Origin of the sequence: Microbacterium sp. (assembly GCF_035554235.1) — a bacterium.
Classification (GTDB): Bacteria; Actinomycetota; Actinomycetes; order Actinomycetales; family Microbacteriaceae; genus Microbacterium.
Window position 1 is genome coordinate 15,560 of record NZ_DATMIO010000030.1, and the last position, 21,568, is coordinate 37,127.

17 protein-coding genes and 1 pseudogene are annotated in these 21,568 nt (G+C 69.8%); 7 read left to right on the forward strand and 11 right to left on the reverse strand.

Annotated features, from left to right (window positions below):
- Nucleotides 1–84: 84 nt before the first annotated feature.
- From VNT50_RS01655 to VNT50_RS01680, 6 genes are all read right to left on the reverse strand, one after another.
- A complete protein-coding gene (locus tag VNT50_RS01655; RefSeq protein WP_325483373.1) occupies nucleotides 85–864 on the reverse strand; it encodes a glucosamine-6-phosphate deaminase in 780 nt (259 codons plus the stop codon).
- Nucleotides 857–1,795, reverse strand: coding sequence for an ROK family protein (locus tag VNT50_RS01660; protein WP_325483374.1), 939 nt, complete (start codon nucleotides 1,793–1,795; stop codon nucleotides 857–859). Before VNT50_RS01660 ends, VNT50_RS01655 begins: the two co-directional genes overlap by 8 nt.
- Before the next feature lie 43 nt (nucleotides 1,796–1,838).
- Nucleotides 1,839–2,741: a carbohydrate ABC transporter permease gene (locus tag VNT50_RS01665; RefSeq protein ID WP_325483375.1), complete on the reverse strand. Its 903-nt coding sequence runs from the start codon at nucleotides 2,739–2,741 to the stop codon at nucleotides 1,839–1,841.
- Nucleotides 2,738–3,733, reverse strand: coding sequence for a carbohydrate ABC transporter permease (locus VNT50_RS01670; RefSeq protein WP_325483376.1), 996 nt, complete (start codon nucleotides 3,731–3,733; stop codon nucleotides 2,738–2,740). The genes VNT50_RS01665 and VNT50_RS01670 overlap by 4 nt, the downstream gene beginning before the upstream one ends.
- Nucleotides 3,734–3,802: 69 nt before the next feature.
- Nucleotides 3,803–5,041: an extracellular solute-binding protein gene (locus tag VNT50_RS01675; protein WP_325483377.1), complete on the reverse strand. Its 1,239-nt coding sequence runs from the start codon at nucleotides 5,039–5,041 to the stop codon at nucleotides 3,803–3,805.
- Nucleotides 5,042–5,132: 91 nt separating this feature from the next.
- Entirely contained in the window at nucleotides 5,133–6,338 is a 1,206-nt protein-coding gene (locus VNT50_RS01680; RefSeq protein WP_325483378.1) for an ROK family transcriptional regulator, read from the reverse strand.
- A 181-nt stretch (nucleotides 6,339–6,519) separates the two neighbouring features.
- On the opposite strand from VNT50_RS01680, the gene VNT50_RS01685 reads away from it, so the two are divergent.
- The 4 genes from VNT50_RS01685 to VNT50_RS01700 all read left to right on the forward strand — a co-directional run bounded on the left by VNT50_RS01685 (nucleotide 6,520) and on the right by VNT50_RS01700 (nucleotide 10,771).
- Entirely contained in the window at nucleotides 6,520–6,999 is a 480-nt protein-coding gene (locus VNT50_RS01685) for a hypothetical protein (protein WP_325483379.1), read from the forward strand.
- 123 nt (nucleotides 7,000–7,122) lie between these two features.
- The gene (locus VNT50_RS01690; protein ID WP_325483380.1) at nucleotides 7,123–8,730 is read left to right on the forward strand and encodes a L,D-transpeptidase; all 1,608 of its coding nucleotides are present in this window, start codon (nucleotides 7,123–7,125) and stop codon (nucleotides 8,728–8,730) included.
- Between the two features lie 35 nt (nucleotides 8,731–8,765).
- Nucleotides 8,766–9,821, forward strand: coding sequence for an acetylxylan esterase (locus VNT50_RS01695; RefSeq protein WP_325483381.1), 1,056 nt, complete (start codon nucleotides 8,766–8,768; stop codon nucleotides 9,819–9,821).
- A 32-nt stretch (nucleotides 9,822–9,853) separates the two neighbouring features.
- On the forward strand, nucleotides 9,854–10,771 hold the full coding sequence (locus tag VNT50_RS01700) for an N-acetylglucosamine kinase (protein ID WP_325483382.1): 918 nt from the start codon (nucleotides 9,854–9,856) through the stop codon (nucleotides 10,769–10,771).
- 22 nt (nucleotides 10,772–10,793) lie between these two features.
- On the opposite strand, the gene VNT50_RS01705 is transcribed toward VNT50_RS01700, so the two are convergent.
- Nucleotides 10,794–13,013 (reverse strand): NADP-dependent isocitrate dehydrogenase, encoded by a 2,220-nt coding sequence (locus VNT50_RS01705; protein WP_325483383.1) that lies wholly within the window; start codon nucleotides 13,011–13,013, stop codon nucleotides 10,794–10,796.
- A gap of 162 nt (nucleotides 13,014–13,175) precedes the next feature.
- On the opposite strand from VNT50_RS01705, the gene VNT50_RS01710 reads away from it, so the two are divergent.
- A complete protein-coding gene (locus VNT50_RS01710) occupies nucleotides 13,176–13,628 on the forward strand; it encodes a GNAT family N-acetyltransferase (RefSeq protein ID WP_325483384.1) in 453 nt (150 codons plus the stop codon).
- A 231-nt stretch (nucleotides 13,629–13,859) separates the two neighbouring features.
- Entirely contained in the window at nucleotides 13,860–14,696 is an 837-nt protein-coding gene (locus VNT50_RS01715; protein ID WP_325483385.1) for an endonuclease domain-containing protein, read from the forward strand.
- A gap of 147 nt (nucleotides 14,697–14,843) precedes the next feature.
- On the opposite strand, the gene VNT50_RS01720 is transcribed toward VNT50_RS01715, so the two are convergent.
- The 4 genes from VNT50_RS01720 to VNT50_RS01735 form a co-directional block, all read right to left on the reverse strand.
- Nucleotides 14,844–16,658, reverse strand: a complete 1,815-nt coding sequence (locus VNT50_RS01720; RefSeq protein WP_325483386.1) for an ABC transporter ATP-binding protein — start codon at nucleotides 16,656–16,658, stop codon at nucleotides 14,844–14,846.
- Nucleotides 16,655–18,544, reverse strand: coding sequence for an ABC transporter ATP-binding protein (locus tag VNT50_RS01725; RefSeq protein WP_325483387.1), 1,890 nt, complete (start codon nucleotides 18,542–18,544; stop codon nucleotides 16,655–16,657). The genes VNT50_RS01720 and VNT50_RS01725 overlap by 4 nt, the downstream gene beginning before the upstream one ends.
- 351 nt (nucleotides 18,545–18,895) lie before the next feature.
- Nucleotides 18,896–19,402: a methylated-DNA--[protein]-cysteine S-methyltransferase gene (locus tag VNT50_RS01730; protein ID WP_325483388.1), complete on the reverse strand. Its 507-nt coding sequence runs from the start codon at nucleotides 19,400–19,402 to the stop codon at nucleotides 18,896–18,898.
- A complete protein-coding gene (locus tag VNT50_RS01735) occupies nucleotides 19,399–20,910 on the reverse strand; it encodes a DNA-3-methyladenine glycosylase 2 family protein (RefSeq protein ID WP_325483389.1) in 1,512 nt (503 codons plus the stop codon). The genes VNT50_RS01730 and VNT50_RS01735 overlap by 4 nt, the downstream gene beginning before the upstream one ends.
- A gap of 195 nt (nucleotides 20,911–21,105) precedes the next feature.
- Between VNT50_RS01735 and VNT50_RS01740 the strand changes: the two are divergent.
- A pseudogene (locus tag VNT50_RS01740) lies at nucleotides 21,106–21,568 on the forward strand (hypothetical protein); the annotation flags it as partial.

Here is a 21,568-nt window from a genome sequence, read left to right on the forward strand (position 1 = left end):
CAGCGACTCGAACGCCCATGCTGGCACCGGTCTCCAGCAGCGACAAGGGGGTTGCGTCCCGACGGGATGCGCGACCGGTGGCCCTTACAGCCCTTGCCAGGCGGGCTTGTTCTCGAACGTGTAGCGGTAGTAGTCCGCGAAGCGGAGCCGTGCGGCGGCGGGCTCGTCGACGACGACGGTCGCATGCGGATGCAGCTGGATCGCCGATCCCGGGAGGGAGGCGGTCAGCGGCCCCTCGACGGCGCCCGCGACCGCCTCCGCCTTGCCCTCGCCGAAGGCGAGCAGCACGAGGTGGCGGGCGCGCAGGATCGTGCCGAGCCCCTGGGTGATGCAGTGCCGCGGCACCTCGTGCACGGAGTCGAAGAAGCGCGCGTTGTCTTCGCGGGTCTGCGCGGTGAGCGTCTTGACGCGGGTCAGCGACGCGAACGACGAGCCGGGCTCGTTGAAGCCGATGTGTCCGTCGGTGCCGATGCCGAGAAGCTGCAGGTCGACGCCGCCCGCCGCCGCGATCGCCGCCTCGTAGTTCTCGCCCGCGCGCTCGATGCCCGAGAGCGAGCCGTCGGGTGTCCGGATCCGCGCCGGGTCGAGGCCGAGGGGCTCGACGACCTCCCGGGTGATCACCGAGCGATAGCTCTGGGGGTGCGCCGGGTCGAGCCCTACGTACTCGTCCAGGGCGAAGCCGCGCACGAGCGAGACATCCACGCCCTGCAGGGCGCCGCGGAGCGCCTCGTAGACCGGCAGCGGCGTCGACCCCGTGGCAAGGCCCACCACGGCATCGGGGGTGGCGCGCACGAGCCGCGCGATCTCGCCGGCGACGAGGGCGCCGCCGGCCGCAGCATCCGGGACGATGAGAACCTCAGCCATGCGCCAGCACTCCCTCCGGGTCGCGCGTGGCGCCGACGATGGCCGCGCCGAGGGCCGCCGCGGGCGATCCGGCCGGCAGCAGTTCGAAGCGCTCCTCGATGCGGAGCGAGCGCATGAACGCGGATGCCGCGGCGCGAGAACGCAGCTCGCGGCCCACCTCGTCGGCGAGCCGCTCGCCGAGGGCGGTCAGGCCGCCGCCCAGCACGACCGCATCGACATCCGCCGTCAGCACGAGCACGCGCACCGCCGCCGCGATGCCGTGCGCGATCCCCGCGCGCAGCGCGATCGCGCGCGCATCCCCCGCGTCGGCCGCGTCGAAGACGTCGCGGACGGGCAGCGCCCCGGGGCGACCCCAGCGCTCGGCCACGGCGGCACCGCCGGCCAGGGCCTCGATACAGCCGCGCTGGCCGCACCGGCACTCCGGCCCGTTCGGGTCGATCGAGATGTGGCCCACCTCGCCGGCGGTTCCGCGCGCACCGCGCCACAGCTCGCCCCCCGCGACGATGCCCGCGGCGACGCCGGTGCCGAGATTCAGGAACGCCATCGAGCTCGTGCCGTTCAGGGTGTGCGTGCGCAGCGCGGCGGCGCCGAGTGCCGCGGCCTTGACGTCGTTCTCCACCCGCACGGGAACCCCGAGCTGCGGCTCCACGGCGGCCGCGAGGTCGAGCGCGGCGACTCCGAGGTTGACGGCGTGCAGCACTCGCGACGAGCCCGGCTCGATCTGGCCCGGGATGCCCACGCCGATCGATGAGATCGCCCCGCGGGCGATTCCGGCTTCCCGCTCGAGCGCGGCCACGGCACCGAGCACGGTCGACACGACCGCGTCGGATCCCCAGCCCGTCACCAGGCGGACACGGCCCACGATCTCGCCCGAGGATGAGACGGCGACGGCGTCGGTCTTGGTGCCCCCGACATCCAGGCCCACCCTCATGAGCCGACCTCCCCGCGGGACCCGGCGACAGCTGCGGCGTTCATCAGCCCTTGACCGCCCCCGAGACGAGGCCGCTCGTCATCCGCCCCTGGATGATCAGGAAGAAGATGACGACCGGGATCGCGACGAGCGTCGATCCGGCCATGAGCTCGGACCAGTTGATTCCGCCGTTCGGATCGAGGAACGTGCGCAGCCACACGGGGAGCGTCATCGCCTCGGGGCGCGGATTGAGCACGAGCGCGAACACGAACTCGTTCCACGCCTGGATGAACCCGAAGACGCCGGTGGCGACGAGTCCCGGCGCCAGCAGGGGAAAGGTGATGCGCCAGAACGCCTGGGAGCGCGACAGGCCGTCGATCATCCCCGCCTCTTCGAGCTCGATGGGCACCCCGTTGACGAACCCCCGCAGCGTCCAGATCGTGAAGGGCAGGACGGTCGCGACATACACGGCCGTGAGCCCGATGATGGAGTTGAGGAGATGCCAGCCGTCGACGAGCCGGAAGATGGAGATGATCATCGCCTCGGCCGGGATCATCTGCACGAGCAGGATGGTGATGATGAACGCCGCGCGGGTGCGGAAGCGGAACCGGGTGACGGCGAGCGCCGCGAGGAACGCGAACACCAGCGACACCGCCACCGTGAGCAGGGTGATGATGAGCGAGTTGCCGAGCGCAGGCAGGAACGGCACACGCCCCGAGCCGAAGATGACGGCCGCGTAGTTCTCGATCGTCGCGTTGTCGGGCCAGAAGTGCAGCTCGCTGCCGCGCACCTCGGAGTTCGGCTGCAGCGATGTGTTCACCATCCAGTAGACCGGAAAGACGGATGCCACGAAGACGACGATCGCGGCCGCTCCGAGGAGAACCGACCCCAGGCGACGACGAAGTCGCGGGCCGCGGGGGCGCACCGGGGCGGGTGGCGCGAGGCGGGCGGGGGCGAGGGCGGTCACAGCGATTCCTCCTTGACGCTTCGGCGCACGTAGAAGACGGAGCAGACGGCCAGGAGCAGCACGACGATGACCGAGATCGCGCCACCGATGCCGAACTCGCCTGCGCCGAGCGAGACCCGGTAGATGTACACGCCGAGGGTGTTGGTCTGTTCGGCGAGTCCGCCGATCGACTGCAGGGCGTAGATCTGGGTGAAGACCCGCAGATCCCAGATCACCTGCAGGATCGTCACGATGACCAGGATCGGGCGGATGTAGGGCACGACGACGAGAACGAAGCTCTTCGCCCCGTTCGCGCCGTCGAGCTGAGCCGCCTCGAGCACTTCGTCGGGGATCTGGGTCAGCCCGGCGTACACCGTGAAGGCGACGAAGGGCACGGCGCCCCAGATGATGATGATGGATGCCACGAAGAAGAAGCTGAGCGGGTCGATCAGCCACGAGTGCCCCGCGAAGTCGAGCCCCAGCCAGTTGGTGAGCACATAGTTGAGCACGCCGTACTGGGTGTCGAAGATCCAGCCCCAGACGATCGTCGCCGACAGCGGCGGCATCGCCCACGCCAGCAGGAGCCCGATGGAGACGATCGTGCGCAGCACCGCGTGGAGCCGCTTCATGAGCAGGGCGATGAGAACGCCGAGCACCATCGTCGCGACGACGCAGACGGCCGCCAGGACGACCGATCGGCCGAGCACCTGCCAGAACTCGCTGTCGGTGAGCACGGCGGCGTAGTTGCCGAATCCGATGTACTCGGGGGGAGCCCCGAAGACCTGCGCCCGCCCGAACTCCTGGAACGACATGATCAGCAGCTGCACGAGTGGCCAGCCGGTGATGGCGACCAGCACGAGAAGGGCCGGGAGCAGCAGGGCGTAGGGGGTGAATCCCCCCGCGAGCGCCGACCGCCGGCGCCGCTCGGACGGCTCGGGCGCCGAGGGGGCGAGCAGGCGCTCGCCCTCGATGGCACTCACCGCCGGCCTGGCCTCGCTGGGAAGCGTGGACATGAGTTCTCCAGATCAGGTTGCTCGGGGTCCGGGCCGGCGGCGGTGTCCGTCGCCGGCCCTTTCCGAGGTTCAGCCGTTGAGGATGTCCTCGATCTTGGTGTCGACCTCGGCGGCGAGCGCCGCGACATCGCCGCCCTGGGCGATCTTCACGAAGAAGTCCTCCAGCACACGGGCGGCCTCGACGTCTGCCCACTTCGGTGATGCCGGGGTGAGCTTCGCGTTGCTGGCGGCCGCGGTGAAGGCCTGCGCCTCCGGGGTGTCGCCGAGGGTCGAGGCGAGCGACTTCTTGGCCGGGATGAGGCCGTTCTCGCCGTAGATCGTCTGGAACTCGTCGCTCAGGATGATCTCCAGGGCGCTCTTCGCCAGCTCGGGGTTGGCCGATTTGGCGGAGATGCCGATGTTCGACCCACCGGCGAACACCTGGGCGGGGCCGCCGGTCATGCCCGGCAGGGCATAGACGAACGGGGCTGCCGGCGGAGCGGGCGTCTCGCACTCGCTCGCCAGGCCGAGCGCCCAGTTGGGCGCCGAGAACTGGATCGACGCACCCTCGCAGTACGGCGTCCACGGCTCTGCGTTGTCGCCGTCCTTGGGTGCGAGCGACGCGGTGGTCATGAGCTCCTGGACCTGCATCAGGCCCTTGACCGATTCCGCCGAGCTCAGCTGTGCGTCCCACTCGTCGCCGTCCTGGACGGCGATCTCGCCGCCGTTCTCCCATATGAAGGGGAGCGCGTTGTACCAGTCCTGGCCCGCGAAGTAGATGCCCGACTTGCCGGGGTTCGCCGCGGCGAGTTCCTTGGCCGAGGCGACGTACGCGTCGAGGCTCGCCGGAGCGGCCTGGACGAATGCCGGGTCGGCGAACACGACGCGGGCGCCCGAATAGAGCGGCGCGGCGTAGAACGCGCCGTCGTACGAGCCCGCCTCGACGAAGCCCGGGAGCAGGTCGTCACCACCGAGATCCTCGTAGATGTCCGAGATGTCGAGCAGCGCGCCGACCGAGGTGAATGCCGGCGCCTGCGTGTTGCCGAACTCGACGATGTCGGGGCTGTCCGAGCTCGAGAGGCTCGTCGTCAGCTTGTCGACGAGGCCCTCCCAGGTCTGCTCTTCGATGACCAGGGTCGAGCCCGGGTTGTCCTCTTCGAAGGTCTCGACGAGGTAGTCCCGGGCATCCTGCGGCGTGTCTGTCCCGACCAGCCAGACGCGGATCTCGTCTGACGCCTCGTCGGCCGTGCCACCGGATCCGCCGGCGCAGCCGGCGAGCACCACAGCCGACGCGCCGAGAAGGGCGAGGGCTCCGAGCTTCTTGTTCATGGTGTGTTCCTTTGTTTTCTGTTGGTGAAGTGCTGCGGCACTTCTGTAGGGAGGGCGACCCTCCAGGGGGGAATGGGGTGTGCGACGTTGCCTATGACACCCCGAGTTGGCCGGAGAGGACCATGACGGCCGCGCCGCGCAGGACGATGTCCTCGCCTTGCTCCGTCATCCGCACGCGCACGCTGTCGTGGAATCGCGCCAGGGTGCGTGCACGGAGGGTCTCGACGGTCGCCGTGGCGAGTGGTCCGTCGAGAAGTTCGATGGGGCCGGAGAGCACGATCTCAGACACGTCGAGCACGCCCACGACGGGGGCGAGGGCGATGCCGAGGCGCTCCCCCGCGTCGCGCAGGATGCCGCCGGCCTCGGCGGCCGGGGCCGCGGCGAGGCGCGCGGTCAGTGCGGGAACGGAAAGCCAGGCCTCGAGGCATCCGCTCTTTCCGCACACGCACCCGGGTCCGCCATCCGTGCCGACCGTGACGTGGCCGATCTCACCGGCGGCGTAGTGGCTGCCGAGGAGCGGCTGCCCGCTCGAGAGCACACCCGAGCCGACGCCGCGGCCGACCTTGATGAGCACGGTGTCGGCCTGGGCGCCGCCGAACGTGTACTCGGCGAGCACCGCGGCATTGGCGTCGTTGGCGACCAGCACCGGGAGCGCGAGGGCCTCGCCGAGCAGGCGCTCGAGCGGCAGCTCGGTCCACCCGAAGTTGGGCGCCTTCAGCACGACGCCATCGGGGGTGACGACACCGGGCGTGCCGACGCCCACGCCGAGGATCGGCGACGTCGTCTCGGCCACGAGCTGCCGGGCGAGAGCGAGCACGGCCTCGAGCGCTTCGGCTCCGTCGAAGCTCGAGGGCCGTGCCACCTCGCGGCGGGCGACGATGCCGCCGTCGAGGCTGAGCACGGCGCCGAGGAATGCGTCGGGGCCCGACAGGTCGATGCCGATGATCTGGTGACCCTCGCGGTCGATGTCGACCAGGATCGCCGGCTTTCCCGGGCCGGAGGCCTCGCGAACGCCCTTCTCCACGACGATGCCGTCGGAGATCAGTTCGCCGACGAGGTCGGAGATCGTGACGCGCGTGAGGCTCGTCTCGCGGGACAGGTCGGCGCGGCTCATCGCCCCGTCGTGGTACAGCGTCTGGAGCACGAGAGCGCGGTTGTGGCCACGCGCGTGCTCGGGAAGGACCTTGGCGCGAGAGCGCAGCGTGCGGCCGGGACCGAACGTGTGGGCGCTCGGAGAACCCGGGGACTGCGCGGCCTCGAGTGTCGATGAGCCGCGCCGAGCCTTCGATCCAGTCATGTTTGTTAGTACACCTTACGAACATCGGGTCCACAACCCGTTCGCGGCATTAATACAGCGTGTTTACAAAACCGTTACATTGCGTCGCCCGGGACCGGTCGACGCCAGCGACGGCGAGGCGCGCGCGATCGGCGCACCCCGGCGCCCGCGTAGCATGGGGAGGACCGACCGAGAGGCAGCCATGAACCGCCGTTTGACCGCCCTGACCATCACCGCCGTCGCCCTGTTCGGGCTCACCGCCTGCACCGGATCGGCCGGAGCCGCCCCGAGCAGTTCCTCCACGCCGACCAGTTCCGCGTCGGAGGGGTCGGGGTCCCCTGAAGGATCCGCCTCGGTAGCCGACGCCTGCGCCGTCATCCAGGAGCAGGTTTCGGGTGCGATGAGCGAGTTCGAGGGCGTCGATGCGTCGAGCGATCCCCAGCTCGTGATCGACGGGATGACGGCGGCGGCCGAGGCGATCGGCACCGCGATCGGCGACATCGACAACGACGAGGTGCGCACCGCGGCGGAAGGACTGCGGGATGCCTTCGCCGGCATGGGGGAGGTCATGAAGGCGGTCGTCATCGACGGCGACGTCTCGAAGGCCGCCGAGATGCAGGAGCGCACCGCGCAGTTCCAGGAGTCCTTCACGGCGTTCCAGGAGCTCTGCGTCCAGGGCTGAACCAGCCCGCGCGTCCCCGCCCGCGCCGCGCCCGTCGCGGCGGCGATTCGCGACTCCGGCCATGGATGTCGGGGCGTCCTTTACTATGTACAAGGGGCACGAGGCAAACACGGGGGTGATGTCGTGACCGATCTGGCCACACGAGCCGACTCCGCCGAGGGCGATAAGGCCGCCGTCGGCGTGGAATCCGACGACGCCGCGTCGGAGGCCCAGGCACAGACGACGGTCATCGACGGGCCCGAGGTTCGCGACGGGCCCGCGGTTCCTGACGGGCCCGAAGGCCCTGAAGGCCCGGGGTCTCCTGACGACCCCGACGAGCCCGGCCTCGAGTGGGCTCCCGCCGAGCCCCGGCCGAAGAAGCGTCACCTCGCCCTGTGGATCGGCATTCCCGTGGGGGTCGTCCTTCTCGGCGTCGGCGTGACCTCCGCCATCCTCATCGCTCCCGGCGTGACGGTGGGCGGAGTCCCCATCGGGGGGATGACCCCCGGCGCGGCCGCAGACGCGATCCAGTCGGCGCTCGATGAGACAGCCGTCGTCCTGACCACCCCCGAGGGCGATGTCGTCCTCACCGGCGCCGAACTCGGCGCGGTGGTCGATGCCAAGGCGCTGGCCGCCACGGCCTACGGTGAGCACCCCCTGTGGAACATCGGCGCGTGGAACCCCGAACCGATCCCGGCAACCGTCGCCCTCGAAGCCGACGAGGCGTCCGCCACGATCCGCGACGCCGCTCCCGCACTGTACGTCGATCCCGTCGACGCCACGGTCGCGTTCGACCCCGCCGTCGGCGCGTACGTCGTGGTCGCCGCGGTGCCCGGTACGGGCATCGACGTCGACGCCGTCGGGGCGGCGCTCTCCGAGGCCCTCGCGGCGGGCGACGCCTCGATCGAGATCCCCGCGCCGTCGCAGGAGGTCGAATCGACCGTCACGACGGCCGAGGCAGAGGCCGGCGCCGCAAAGGTCAACGCGATGGTGGCGGCCTCGGGGTTCTACGTCGGCGAGGAGCGGACCGTTCCGGTCGACGCCGCGACGACGGCATCCTGGCTCACTGTGAAGCTGGACGCTGCCGGGGCGCCCGACATCACGGCCGACGCGGCGGCGATTCAGCCCTTCATCGATGCGCTTCCTGCGGCCATCAACCGTGACCCCGTCAACGCGGCCACCATCGCGAACAACGCCGGACGGGTGCTGCGCACCGCGACCGATGGCGTCGCCGGTCGGGCCGTCACCGGCACCGACGGCCTGGCCGATCAGTTCGCCACCCAGCTCGCGCAGGGCAACGCGGCGCTCCAGGTGCCGGTCGCCGAGACGCCGTTCCAGACTCTCACCGTGGTGCGCCTCCTCGAGGTCGACCTCAGCGAGCAGCGGCTGTATCTCAAGGAGAACGGCGCCGTGGTCGACAGCTGGGCGATCTCGAGCGGAAAATCCGTCACACCGACGTACACCGGGCGATACACGATCAATTCGCACGTGCGCACCCAGACGATGCGCGGACCAGAGCGAGACGCCAACGGCAACCCGCTCCTCGACGCGCAGGGCAACCGGGTGTTCTACGAGACGGCGAACGTCCCCTGGATCACCTACTTCAACGGCGATCAGGCGTTCCACGGGGTGTACTGGCACTCCAACTGGGGCCGCCGCATGAGCCATGGTTGCGTCGGGATGCCGATTCCCCGCGCCCAGCAGGTCTACGAGTGGTCGGCCAACGGAACGGACGTCTGGATCCACGACTGACGGCACCGCACGCCGCCGGCCGGTATCGTGAATCGGTGCCCCGATTCGATCTCCCCCTCGCCGAACTCGAAACGTACCGACCCGATGTGCTCGAGCCCGGCGACTTCGACGCCTTCTGGACCGACACACTGGCCGCATCCCGCGCGGTCGGGGGCGAGGTCACCGTCACGGCGGTCGACACCCCGCTCCGCGCGGTCGACGCGTACGACGTCACCTTCCCCGGTTTCGCCGGCGACCCCGTCAAGGGGTGGTTCCTCCTCCCCCACGACGCCGACGGGCCGCTGCCCGCCGTCGTCGAGTTCAACGGCTACGGGGGCGGCCGCGGCCTTCCGCACGAGCGACTCGGGTGGGCGGCATCCGGCTACGCGTACTTCTTCATGGACACCCGGGGCCAGGGCTCTGGATGGGGCAGCGGCGGCGGCACCGCCGACCCGCACGGCACGGGACCCTCGGTCCCGGGCTTCATGACGCGCGGCATTGAGAACGCCGCCGATTACTACTACCGGCGTGTCTTCACCGACGCGGTGCGGGCGATCGATGCCGTCCGGGATCTCGATGGGGTGGATGCCGCGCGCGTCGCGGTCTGCGGAGTGAGCCAGGGCGGGGGCATCGCCCTCGCGGCAGCCGGCCTCGCCGAGGGCCTCGTCGCCGTCATGCCCGATGTGCCGTTCCTCTGCCACTTCGAGCGCGCGGTCGGGATGACCGGCAGCGACCCCTACGACGAGATTGTCCGCTACCTCGCGGTGCACCGCGGCGCCGAGGAGCGTGTGTTCCAGACGCTTTCTTACTTCGACGGCGTCAACTTCGCCAAGCGGGCCACCGCCCCGGCGCTCTTCTCCGTCGCCCTGCTCGACCCGGTGTGCCCGCCCTCGACGGTGTACGCCGCCCGCAATCACTACGGTTCTCTAGGGTCACGTGGCTCGCTTGGGGCGGCCGTCGACGCCGCGATCTCCGTGTACCCGCACAACGAGCACGAAGGCGGTCAGGCTCACCAGTGGCTCGCCCAGGCCGAGTTCCTCGCCGGGTTGGCGTTGCCCTCCAGCAGCATGATGCGGCCGGACGGCGCGCCCCTGCAGAGGACAGGGGAATGACGCATGGGAACGAACCCATCGAGCGCGATCGCATGAGCGGGGTACTGGCGATGGATGCCGGGCAGACGGGCATAAAGGTGCGGCTGAGCGTCGCATCCCGGCCCGACATCGATGCCGTCTTTCCCGGGATCCGCACGCACGAGACGCTGCAGCCGCAGCTCGCAGAGGTGGCGCGGCTCATGGTCGAGCGCACCGGGACTCGTCCCGACGTGCTGGCAGCCGGCGTGTCGGGGCTGACCGATCGCGAAAGCGACGCGGGGCAGCTGCTCGAGCTCGTGCGTGCATCGGGCGTACGTCAGACGATGCTCGCCCACGACTCCGTCACGTCGTTCCTGGGTGCCCTCGGCGACGTCAGCGGTGCGGTCGTCGCTGCGGGCACCGGCGTCGTCGCGCTCGGCGTCGGCCGGCACCGCGTCGCGCGCGTCGACGGCTGGGGCCACATCATGGGCGACGCCGGCAGCGGGTACTGGATCGGCCGCGAGGCTCTCGACGCCGTCATGCGCGCCCACGACGGCCGCGGGGAGCGGACCGCGCTGACCTCCGTCGTGCGGGAGAAGTGGCCCGACCTCGAGAGCGCCTACATCGCGCTGCAGGCCGCGGAGGACCGCGTGAGCCTCGTCGCTTCGTTCGCCCATCCCGTCTCCGAGCTCGCCGACACCGACACCGTCGCCGCGCGCATCTGCCTGCGGGCGGCCCGCGAGCTGGCCGCGACCGTCACGACGGCACTGGATCGCACCGCAGAGGCCGACGACGGCCCCCGCGCCGTGTGCGCGATCGGCGGGGTGTTCCACTCGCGGACGATCCACGACCGCTTCATCGAGCTGCTGCACGAGTCGAACCCCGACGCCCACCTCGAACAGCCGCGGGGATCGGGGCTCGACGGCACCGCCGCGCTGCCGCAGCTCGCGCCCACGCATCCGCTGCTCTCACGGGTGTCGCAGGCGGGATAGCGTCGCGTCTCGACGACGCCGGTCAGCCGATGCCGTCGATGATCTCGTTGAGGGTTGCCGAGGGCCGCATGATGGCCTCCACGAGCTTCGCGTCGGGGCGGTAGTAGCCTCCGATGTCGGCGGGCGAGCCCTGGACGGCGAGGAGCTCACCGACGATCGCTTCCTCGTTCGCCTCGAGAGAGTCGGCGATCGAAGCGAAGACTGCGGCAAGCTCGGGATCGGCCTTCTGCGCCGCCAGCTCCCGCGTCCAGTACAGAGCGAGGTAGAAGTGGCTGCCACGGTTGTCGATCGTGCCCAGCGCGCGTCCGGGAGACTTGTCGTTCTCGAGGAACACGCCGGTCGCGGCATCCAGCGTGTCGGCAAGCACCTGCGCCCTGTGGTTGCCGGTGTAGTTCGCGAGATGCTCGAGCGATGCGGCGAGCGCGAAGAACTCGCCGAGCGAATCCCAGCGCAGGTAGTTCTCCTCCAGCAGCTGCTGCACGTGCTTCGGCGCCGACCCGCCCGCGCCCGTCTCGAACAGACCCCCACCGGCGAGCAGGGGAACGATCGAGAGCATCTTGGCGCTCGTGCCGACCTCGAGGATCGGGAACAGGTCGGTGAGATAGTCGCGCAGCACGTTTCCGGTCACCGAGATGGTGTCGAGGCCGTGCCGCATGCGGGCGAGCGTGTACCGGGTCGCCTCTTCGGGAGCGAGGATCGTGATCTGAATGCCGTGGGTGTCGAGCAGGGCCAGCGCCTGATGCACCTTGGCGATCAGCTGGGCGTCGTGCGACCGGTTGACATCGAGCCAGAAGACGGCGGGATCCCCCGTGGCGCGGGCGCGCCTCACCGCGAGGTGAACCCAGTCGATGACGGCGATGTGCTTGGTCTGCGTCGCACGCCAGATGTCACCGACGCCTACTTCGTGCGCGATGAGCACCTCCCCCGCCGAATCGACGATCTGCACGACGCCCGGGGCTGAGATCTCGAACGTCTTGTCGTGGCTGCCGTACTCCTCGGCGGCCTGTGCCATGAGGCCGACGTTCGGCACGGTGCCGATCGTGGCCGGATCGAGAGGGCCGTTCGCGATGACGTCGTCGATCGTGGCCTGGTAGATGCTCGCGTACGACGAGTCCGGAATCACGGCGAGCGTGTCTTCCTCGCCGCCGTCCGCGCCCCACAGCTTTCCGCCGTTGCGCACGAGCGCGGGCATCGACGCATCGACGATGACGTCGGAGGGAACATGCAGGTTCGTGATGCCCTTGTCGGAGTTCGTGTACGACAGGCGCGGGCCGCGCTCGAGGTCGGCCGCGATGGCGGCGGCGATCTCATCGCCGCCCTCCACCGCGTCGAGCCCGGCCAGGATCGAACCGAGCCCGTTGTTCGGGGTCAGGCCCGCGGCCTCGAGGCGGTCGCCGTATCGATCGAACACGTCCGAGAAGTAGGCCTTCACGACGTGGCCGAAGATGATCGGGTCGCTGACCTTCATCATCGTCGCCTTGAGGTGAACCGAGTACAGCACGCCCTCTTCGGCAGCGGCCGCGAGGGTCTCGGCGAGGAATTCATCCAGCGCCGCCGCGGAGAGGAAGGTCGCGTCGATGATCTCGCGCGGGAGGACCTTCAGGTTGTCCTTCAGCACGGTGACCGTGCCGTCGGTCGCGACGTGGCGGACCGTCAGCACATCGTCGTGCGCGGCGACCCACGACTTCTCATTGGATTTGAAGTCGTCGTGGCCCATCGTGGCGACGCGGGTCTTCGACCCCCTCGCGAAGGGCTTGTTGCGGTGCGGGTGCTTGCGGGCGTAGTTCTTCACCGACAGCGGTGCGCGACGGTCGCTGTTGCCCTCGCGCAGCACGGGGTTGACCGCGGAGCCCTTGATGCGGTCGTAGCGCGCGCGGATGTCCTTCTCCTCGAGCGACTGCGCGTCGTCGGGGTAGTCGGGGATGTCGAAGCCCTTGCCCTGGAGCTCGGCGATGACGCCCTTCAGCTGCGGAATCGAGGCCGAGATGTTCGGGAGCTTGATGATGTTCGCCTCGGGAAGCGTCGCGAGGCCGCCGAGTTCGGCGAGCGCGTCGCCGACCTGCTGCTCGGGCGTGAGCTTCTGCGGGAACGCCGCCAGGACGCGGCCCGCGAGCGAGATGTCGCGCGTTTCGATATCAACCCCGGCCTGGCCGGTGACGGCCTGCACGATCGGCAGAAACGATGCCGTTGCGAGCGCCGGAGCCTCATCTGTATACGTGTAGATGATGGTCGAATCTGTCACCGGGGTCGTCTCCATTCGGGTCGTCCGTCCACACTATCGCACCCGCAAAGTATCTTGACATCGAGATAATTCGTGTGGAATTCCCCGGCATCCGCGGCGAATTCCGTATGGCGTCTCGAACCCGATCGCCCGCCGTCGCGCGGAACAAGTTACCCTGTCGCTATGGCTGAGCTTCGACTTGTCGAACTGTCCGCGGCGACGATCGTGGCGGTGAACAACCTGTCGCTCAAGCCCGGGCAGGAGCAGTTCCTCGCACCCGTGTCGTACGGCGTCGCCGCGACCGTGGTCAACCCGCAGACCAGCTGGCAGCGCGTCGTGCTCGACCGCAACGAGGTGGTCGGGTTCGTCAGCGCGAACTTCGACCCCGAGGCGCCGGAGGATCATTTCCGATCCGTGCTGTGGCGAATCAACGTCGACGCCGACGACCAGGGGCGCGGAGTGGGCCGGTTCGCCGTGGAAGGCTTGATCGAGCGTGCCCGCGAGCTCGGATTCGACCACGTCAACGTCATCTACGAGGCCGGGCCCGAAGGTCCCGAAGCGTTCTTCCTCCGCGTCGGCTTCACCCCCGTAGGAGAGACGGAATACGGCGAGGTCATCGCCGAGATCCGCCTCTGACGCCTGAGAACGGCGGCGCGCTCGCCCGGGCTCCGCTGCGATCGGGGCATACGAACGTCGGAGAATGTCGCGAACTTCGGATCATTTCGGCCACATCGACCGGTAAAGGGCACATTCTCCGAACGAGGTGAACGCCACGCCCTCTCCTGCACAGCGGCGTCGAACCGGGCGCTCTCCCCCGAGGCGACGACGGGACGACACGGTTGCCGACGTCACGGGCACGATCGACGGATGTCTGTGCGTGCCTTCATCGCAGCCCGGGGCGGAATCGTCCACCGACACGATCTGCGCGATGCAGGCTTCGCGCCTCGGACCTTGCGCGCGGCGGTGCACGCGGGTGAGGCGAGGCTGATCCGCAGGTCGTGGTTCGCGAGCGATCGCGCGCCCGATGACCTCGTCGCGGCCGCGGAGGCGGGCGGGCGATTGACGTGCGTCTCGCTCGCGATGCGGCGGAAGTGGTGGATGCCGGAGGCGCCGGCCGGCGGCATCCACCTGCATCGCGCCCCGAACGCGGCCGCACCGCCGACGTCCGCGATCGTTCACTGGAACGCACCCCTGGCGCCGGTGTCTCCGCGTACGTTGTCCGCGTCGGTCGAAGACGCCCTCGCGCATATCGCGTCGTGCATGCCCCGGGAGACCGCGATGGTGCTCTGGGAGTCCGCGAGCAGGATCGAGCGGCTCTCGCCGGAGGCGCTGCGGCGCGTCGAATGGACGAGCGTCGCTGCGCGCGATTGCGCCGCCGGGCTCACCGGCCTCTCCGACTCGGGCCTCGAGACGATCGTGGTGGTGCGGCTCAGCCCTTGGGGACTGCGAATGCGGCAGCAGACGGTGCTCGCCGGCCGGCCGGTGGACCTGCTGATCGGCGAGCGGCTGGTCGTGCAGCTCGACGGGTTCGCCTACCACTCGAAGCCGGCTGACCGGCGCCGCGACCTCGAGCATGATGCAGAGCTGGTGCTCCGGGGCTACGTCGTGCTGCGCTTCAGCTACGCCCAGGTGCTCCACGACTGGCCGGCAGTCGAGCGCGCCATCGCCCGTGCGGTCGCCGCCGGAGCCCACCGAGCCGCATAGCGCACAGCATCCACCCATCTGCCCATTTCTCGCGTGAACGAACTTCGGAGAATGTCGCAAACTTCGGATGACTCGCGGTGAATCGTCCGAGCTCGGTGACATTCTCCGAAGTTGGTGGCGCCAGCGCGGGCCGCGCCCCTTCGGCCCCTAGACGAGCGACTCCCGCCACGCGGCGTGCAGCTGGGCGAACCGGCCGTCGCCGCCGATCAGCACCTCGGGGCGGTCGTCCTCGATGATGCGGCCGTGCTCCATGACGAGCACACGGTCCGCGATTGCAACGGTGGACAGGCGGTGCGCGATGATGATGGCCGTGCGGTCGGAGAGCAGCGTCTCCAGGGCATCCTGGATGAGTCGCTCCGACGGGATGTCGAGCGAGGCCGTGGCCTCATCGAGGATCAGCACCGCGGGGTCGGCGAGGAAGGCCCGCGCGAACGAGATCAGCTGGCGCTGACCCGCCGACACGCGACCGCCGCGCTTGTTGACGTCGGTGTTGTAGCCGTCGGGCAGGGCCTCGATGAAGCCGTCCGCACCCACAGCGCGCGCCGCCGCGCGGATCTCGTCCAACGTCGCCTCCGGCTTGCCGAGGGCGATGTTGTCGGCCACGGTGCCGCTGAAGAGGTAGGCCTCCTGGGTGACCATGACGATCGCGCGACGCAGGTCCTTCGGATGCAGCCGGCGCAGGTCGACGCCGTCGAGCGTGACGCGGCCCCGTGTCGGGTCGTAGAAGCGCGAGATGAGCTTCGCGAGCGTCGACTTTCCGGCACCGGTCGTGCCGACGAGCGCGACGGTCTGCCCCGCGGGGATGTCGAGGGAGAAATCGGGCAGCACGTTGCGGTCCGCCCCATACCCGAACGTCACGCCGTCGAAGCTCACGGCACCCTTCGCGCGCCAGAGGTCCACAGGCTCGGTCGGGTCGGGCACGGTCGGCTGCTCCTCGAGCACGCCCGAGACCTTCTCGAGCGCCGCCGTCGCCGACTGGTACGAGTTCAGGAAGAACGCGACCTCCTGCAGCGGCGAGAAGAAGTTGCGCACGTAGAGCACCGCGGCCAGCAGCACACCGACTTCGATCGCCCCATCGGAGACGCGGATGCCGCCCCACAGGATGACGAGGGCGAGAGACATCGAAGACACGGCCATCAGCCCGGGCTCGAACGTTCCGTAGAGCCTGATCGAGCGCATGTTCACGTCTCGGTAGTCCGCAGAGACGGCACCGAACTCTTCGTCGTTGCGGGGCTCCTTGCGGAACGCCTTCACGGCGCGGATGCCGGTCATCGTCTCCACGAACTGCACGATGACCTTCGCGCTGATGACACGCGACTCGCGGTACACGACCTGCGACCGGGTGTAGAACCAGCGCATCAGGAGGTAGAGCGGCAGGCCCATGACGACGATCACGACGCCCGACTGCCAGTCGACCAGCATGAGGGCCACGAGCGTGAACGAGCCGTAGAGCACGCCCGAAACCAGCTCGTTCAGCCCACCGTCGAGCAACTCGCGGATCGAGTCGAGGTCGCTCGTCTGGCGAGAGATGATGCGTCCCGACGTGTACGACTCGTGGAACTCGAGGCTCAGGCGCTGCGTGTGCAGGAAGATCCGCTTGCGGAGGTCGATCATGACCGCCTGGGTGAGGCGGGCCGCGACGACCACGTACCAGCCGATGAGCGCGGCGCCCCCGATCGCGGCGACGAGGTAGACCAGCACGACGACGATCGTCGGCATCCAATCGTTGTTCTCGATGACCTGCGGAAGGGCGCGGTCGATGCCGACGCCGATCAGCCAGGGACCGGCGACGCGCAGCGCCGTCGAGACGACGAGTACGACCGCGGCGAGAACGACCTGCCAGCGCAGCGGGCTGACGAGCGACCCGAGCAGGCGCAGCGACCGCGCACGGATCACCTTGCTCTCGTCACGCGAATAGTCGGAGCGGTCTTCGCCGCTCGTGCCGGTGACCGAATTGCTCACAGGTTCACCTCGCTTGATTCCTGGGCCTCTCGAAGGGCCCGCATGCGGGCCGGTTCCTGAGCCTGCTGAAGGGCGACCTCGAGGCTCGAGATCACGTGTCGGTAGTGCTCGCTGCTGCGCAGCAGCTCGGAGTGCGTGCCGACGGCCGTGATGCGGCCGTCCTGCATGAGGGCGACCCGATCGGCGAGCGCCACCGTCGACGGCCGATGCGCCACCACGAGCGCCGTCGTGCCGACGAGCACCCGCCGCAGCGCCTCCTCGACCAACGCCTCGGTGTCGACATCCAGCGCCGACAAGGGGTCATCGAGCACGAGCACCGACGGCTTCGCCGCGACCGCCCGCGCGAGCGCGAGGCGCTGGCGCTGTCCGCCCGAGAGGCTGAGTCCTTCCTCGCCGATCATCGTGTCGACCCCGTCGGGCAGCTCGTGAACGAAGCCCGCTTGGGCGATGTCGAGCGCCTCCTGCAGCGCGCGATCCGCTTCGGGACTGTGGATGTCGAGATCGGCCCGCCCGAGCAGCACGTTCTCGCGCACGGTCGCCGAGAAGAGGGTCGCGTCCTCGAACGCCATCGCGATGTGGCGACGCAGCTCCGCGAGCCGCAGGTCGCGCACGTCGACGCCGTCGAGCAGCAGGCGCCCGCCGGTCACGTCGTAGAGGCGCGTGGGCAGCGTCGTCAGGGTCGTCTTGCCGCAGCCGGTGAGGCCCACGAGGGCCATGGTCTCGCCCGGCCTCACCACGAGGTCGATGCCGTCCAGCAGGTCGCGCTCGCTGGCACCGGCATCCTGATACCGGAAGTGCACCCCTTCGAAGACGAGTTCGCCGCGCGGCTCGGTGATCGTGAGCGGGTTCTCGGGGTCGGTGATCGTGTTGGTCTCGTCGAAGACCTCGAAGATGCGATCGGTCGCCGTGCGGGCATCGAGCAGGAAGGAGAACAGGAACCCGATGGACTCGATCGGCCAGCGCAGCACGGTCGCCATCGCGAAGAACGCGAAGAGCTCGGCGACATCGATCGCTCCCGTGGCGGCGAGCCAGATGCCGGATGCCAGGCACAGCGCGAACGCGATGTCGGGCATGAGCACGAGCCAGAACCAGATCCTGCCGACCGCGCGCGCCTTATCGAGCTCGGTCTCGCGCAGGCTCTCGGCCTGCCGCGCGAACCTGCGCAGAGCGTGCTTGCCGCGCCCGAATGCCTTGAGCACGCGGATGCCGTGCACGCTCTCCTCGACCGCGGTGGCAAGGTCGCCGGCCTGGTCCTGACTCTGCCGGGTGAGGGCGCCGTAGCGCTTCTCGAAGAGGTAGCCCTGGATCCACAGCGGAACGGCGGTGACGACGAAGATCGTGCCGAGCAGCCAATGCCAGCGGAACAGGATGACGGAGCCCACCGCGATCGTGATGATGTTCACGACGAGCAGCACGATGCCGAACGCCATCCAGCGGCGGATCAGGCTGATGTCCTGCATCATGCGGCTGAGGAGCTGCCCGGACTGCCACCGGTCGTGGAAGGAGACGGGGAGGTTCTGCAGGCGCGCGTAGAAGTCGGTACGGAGTTCGTACTCCACCTTGGTGGCGGGGCCGAGCACGAACCAGCGACGCAGCCACACGAGACCCGCCTCGGCCAATCCGAGGGCGAGCACGGCCGCGGCGCCCCAGACGATCTGCGAGATGTCGCCGGTGGCGATCGGTCCGCCGACGACGGCCTCGAGCACGAGCGGGATGAGCAGTGCGACGAGCGCGGCGAGAAGCGCGCTGAAGAACCCCATCAGGAGGCGAGGCATCACGGGCCTGGCGAAGGGCAGCAGGCGGGCGAGCGCGGCGAACGTCGAGAGCTGTTTCTCCTTCGCGGGGGCGGGAGCGGGCGAGGGCGGAGGTGCGGCGGTGGTGGTCATGATCCTTGTGGGGTGACGTGGCGATGCCTGGTGGAACGATTCAGGTGGACTGAAGACGCGCGCGAACGTGCGTCGACCGGAGAGTTCGTCTTCCGGTGGAACGAAACGGGAGGCGGCATTATGCCGCCGGAGATCAGCCGATCAGGCCGAACGGCTCAGGCTGCGCGGCCGAGCGTCCCGGGGGCTCCACGGAGGACGAATGCGACCGGCGAGATAGCGACGGCGATCGAGAGCATGACATCCTCCTTGGGCTGGGCGAGCGCGCCGAGCGGCGCAACAGCCCTCCAGCCTATTGCTGTGAGGAGCCTGAGTGCAACACGAGTTCGGGCCGGGCACGCAGACCGGCCGCGCTCAGACGAGCCCGACCCGCGCCTCACGATCAAGCAGCGACCGCTTGACCTCGAGCCCCCACGCGAACCCGCCGAGCGACCCGTCGCCGCGGAGCACGCGATGGCACGGCACGAAAAGCGCGGGCGCGTTGCGGGCGCAGATGGATGCCGCGGCACGAATCGCGCGCGGCGAGCCGAGGGCCTCGGCGAACCCCGTATACGTGAGGGGTTCCCCCGGCTCGATGCGCCGCAGGGCGGCCCACCCGAGCAGCTGCATCTCGGTGCCCTGCTGGCGCACCGCGACCTCGTCGATGCCCGCGACATCGCCCGCGTAGTAGGAGAGGGCGGCGTCGCCCGCCGTCAGTGCGGCGGTCGTGAGCGTGTCGGGCCGCAGGGAGGCGTGGATGCGTCCGAGCGCACGGGTCCCGTCATCCGTCCATCCTGAGGCGAGCACGCGCCCGTCCGTATCGGCGACGATCGTGAACGGGCCGTCGGGGGTGTCGATCGTCTGGATCAGTCCAGTGGTCATGAGATCTCCTTCGAAGGGGTCGATGCGAGGGCGCGCCACAGGTGCGCGGTGAGATAGCTGCGCCACGGCGCGAGCCGGCGCGACCAGGCGGTCAGACCGGCGGCATCCGAGGGGATGCCGACGCGCAGGGCGCCGGAGCGCACCGCCACATCGCCGGGGAGGAGTACATCGGGGTCGCCGGTCACACGCATGCGCACATAGTCGGCGGTCCACGGCCCGATGCCGGGCATGGCGAGGAGGGCGGCGCGCTGCTCGGACCATTCGTCACCGGTGCCGAGTCGCAGCTCCCCCGTCGCGAGCGCGGCAGCCGCACCGGTGATCGCGCGGATGCGCGCCGCGGGACCGCGAAGCACCTCCGAGCCGCGTTCCGCGATCGCGGCCATGGTCGGGAACAGGCGGTCGAGCTCGCCGTCATCGTCTGACACGATCGGGGCGGGCAGCCGCTCCCCGAGGGCGTCGACGAGCTGGGTGAGGTGGGTGCGGGCCGCAGCCACCGAGATCTGCTGCCCGATCATCGCGCGAATCAGCATCTCGTGCGGGTCGGCGGCGCCCGGAACGCGGATGCCGGGAACAGCGGCGACGAGGGGCGCGATCTCGGGCTCCCGCGCCAGGGCGCCGTCGACCGCCAGCGGGTCGGCATCCAGATCGAAGAGGCGCCGGGCGCGGGCGACGAGTATGGGGAGGTCGCTCAATGAGGCGAGGCGGGCCCGCAGCCGGATGCGGTCGGCGGGGTCGTGCGTGAGCCGCATCGTGGCGGGCCCGCCCGGCAGCCGCAGCGTGCGCGCGAAGGATGTGGCGCCGCCCGCCTCGAGCCCGGAAACCGCGCGGGCCGACATCCAGCCGAAGAGACCGGCCGTATCGAGGGGAGCGCGGTAGGGCAGGGCGAGATCGATCGTGCCGGGGCTGGTGACGGCGGGATGGATGCCGCGGCGGCGCGCCCGCAGCTGCATCGGCGGCATCCCGAACACCTCGCTCACGGTGTCGTTGAACTGGCGGATGCTGGAGAACCCGGCCGAGAACGCGACGTCGGCCGCCGGCAGGTCAGTGCCGACGAGGAGCATGCGGGCCGTGTGGGCGCGGTGCGCACGACTGAGTGCCAGCGGGCCGGCGCCGAGTTCGGCGGTGAGCAGGCGCGTGAGATGCCGGGCCGAATACCCGAGCCGCGCCGCGAGGCCCGGAACGCCCTCGCGTTCGACCACTCCGTCGGCGATGAGGCGCATCGCGCGGGCGGTGACATCGCCCCGGAGGTTCCAATGCGGCGACCCGGGCGCCGCCTCGGGCAGGCACCGCTTGCACGCGCGGTAGCCGGCCTCGTGCGCGGCGGCCGAGGTGGCGTAGAAAGAGACGTTTCCGGGCTTCGGCGTGCGGGCGGGGCAGCTCGGGCGGCAGTAGATTCCGGTGGTGCGCACCGCCGTGACGAACTGCCCGTCGAAGCGCACATCGCGCGACTCGATGACACGATAGCGCTCATCGAAGGTCATCGACGGTCGCGTGGCTGCGGGGCTCATGCCCTCAGCCTGACACGCGCCCCCGACATCCTCTAGCGGAAAACGGACACGGCTGTGGTGCTTCTGGGGATACCGGAGGCCGTCCGCGGCCGCGTTCGGCGCGTGCCGGGCATGGGGAGGTCGGGATGGCGAGACCTGGAGCCCGGGATGACAGCGCGCGGTTCGAGTGTCGGAGGTATGTTCTACTGTCGAAGCATGCTCAACCAACCCGAGATGGGACCCGATCCCGCACCCGATCCGGCGGATCCTGTGGATGCTGCGGATTCGGCGGATGCCGCCGCGTGGGATGTCCCAGCGGGGTCGGCGGATGCTGCGGAATCGGCGGATGCTGGGGAATCGGCGGATGCCGCGGTTTCGGAAGACGCCGCGGTTTCGGAAGATCCCGCGGCGTGGGATATGCGGGCGGGGTGGGCGCCGCCGGTTCCGGATGCGGTGGATCTGGTGGTGGAGACGCAGACGATGATCTCGGTGTTCGCCGCGCAGCAGCTGGTTCGTGTGGATGCGATGCGAGTGCAGGCGCTCGCCGATGCCCGGGTGCACGGGTTCGAGCTGACTGACGTGATCGAGCGGTCGGTGCGATTGGAACTTGCATCCGCGCTGGGGATCACCGAAGCCGCCGCGAGTGATCTGATCGGGCAGGCGGAAGCCATGGTGCACC

Bases quoted from the DNA above. Each gene is read 5' to 3' on its own strand.
- VNT50_RS01730 (WP_325483388.1), bottom strand. From the start codon at position 19,402: ATGACCACTGGACTGATCCAGACGATCGACACCCCCGACGGCCCGTTC.
- VNT50_RS01655 (WP_325483373.1), bottom strand. From the start codon at position 864: ATGGCTGAGGTTCTCATCGTCCCGGATGCTGCGGCCGGCGGCGCCCTC.
- VNT50_RS01715 (WP_325483385.1), top strand. From the start codon at position 13,860: ATGTCTGTGCGTGCCTTCATCGCAGCCCGGGGCGGAATCGTCCACCGA.
- VNT50_RS01700 (WP_325483382.1), top strand. From the start codon at position 9,854: ATGAGCGGGGTACTGGCGATGGATGCCGGGCAGACGGGCATAAAGGTG.
- VNT50_RS01735 (WP_325483389.1), bottom strand. From the start codon at position 20,910: ATGAGCCCCGCAGCCACGCGACCGTCGATGACCTTCGATGAGCGCTAT.
- VNT50_RS01675 (WP_325483377.1), bottom strand. From the start codon at position 5,041: ATGAACAAGAAGCTCGGAGCCCTCGCCCTTCTCGGCGCGTCGGCTGTG.
- VNT50_RS01660 (WP_325483374.1), bottom strand. From the start codon at position 1,795: ATGAGGGTGGGCCTGGATGTCGGGGGCACCAAGACCGACGCCGTCGCC.
- VNT50_RS01680 (WP_325483378.1), bottom strand. From the start codon at position 6,338: ATGACTGGATCGAAGGCTCGGCGCGGCTCATCGACACTCGAGGCCGCG.
- VNT50_RS01725 (WP_325483387.1), bottom strand. From the start codon at position 18,544: ATGACCACCACCGCCGCACCTCCGCCCTCGCCCGCTCCCGCCCCCGCG.
- VNT50_RS01670 (WP_325483376.1), bottom strand. From the start codon at position 3,733: ATGTCCACGCTTCCCAGCGAGGCCAGGCCGGCGGTGAGTGCCATCGAG.
- VNT50_RS01685 (WP_325483379.1), top strand. From the start codon at position 6,520: ATGAACCGCCGTTTGACCGCCCTGACCATCACCGCCGTCGCCCTGTTC.
- VNT50_RS01710 (WP_325483384.1), top strand. From the start codon at position 13,176: ATGGCTGAGCTTCGACTTGTCGAACTGTCCGCGGCGACGATCGTGGCG.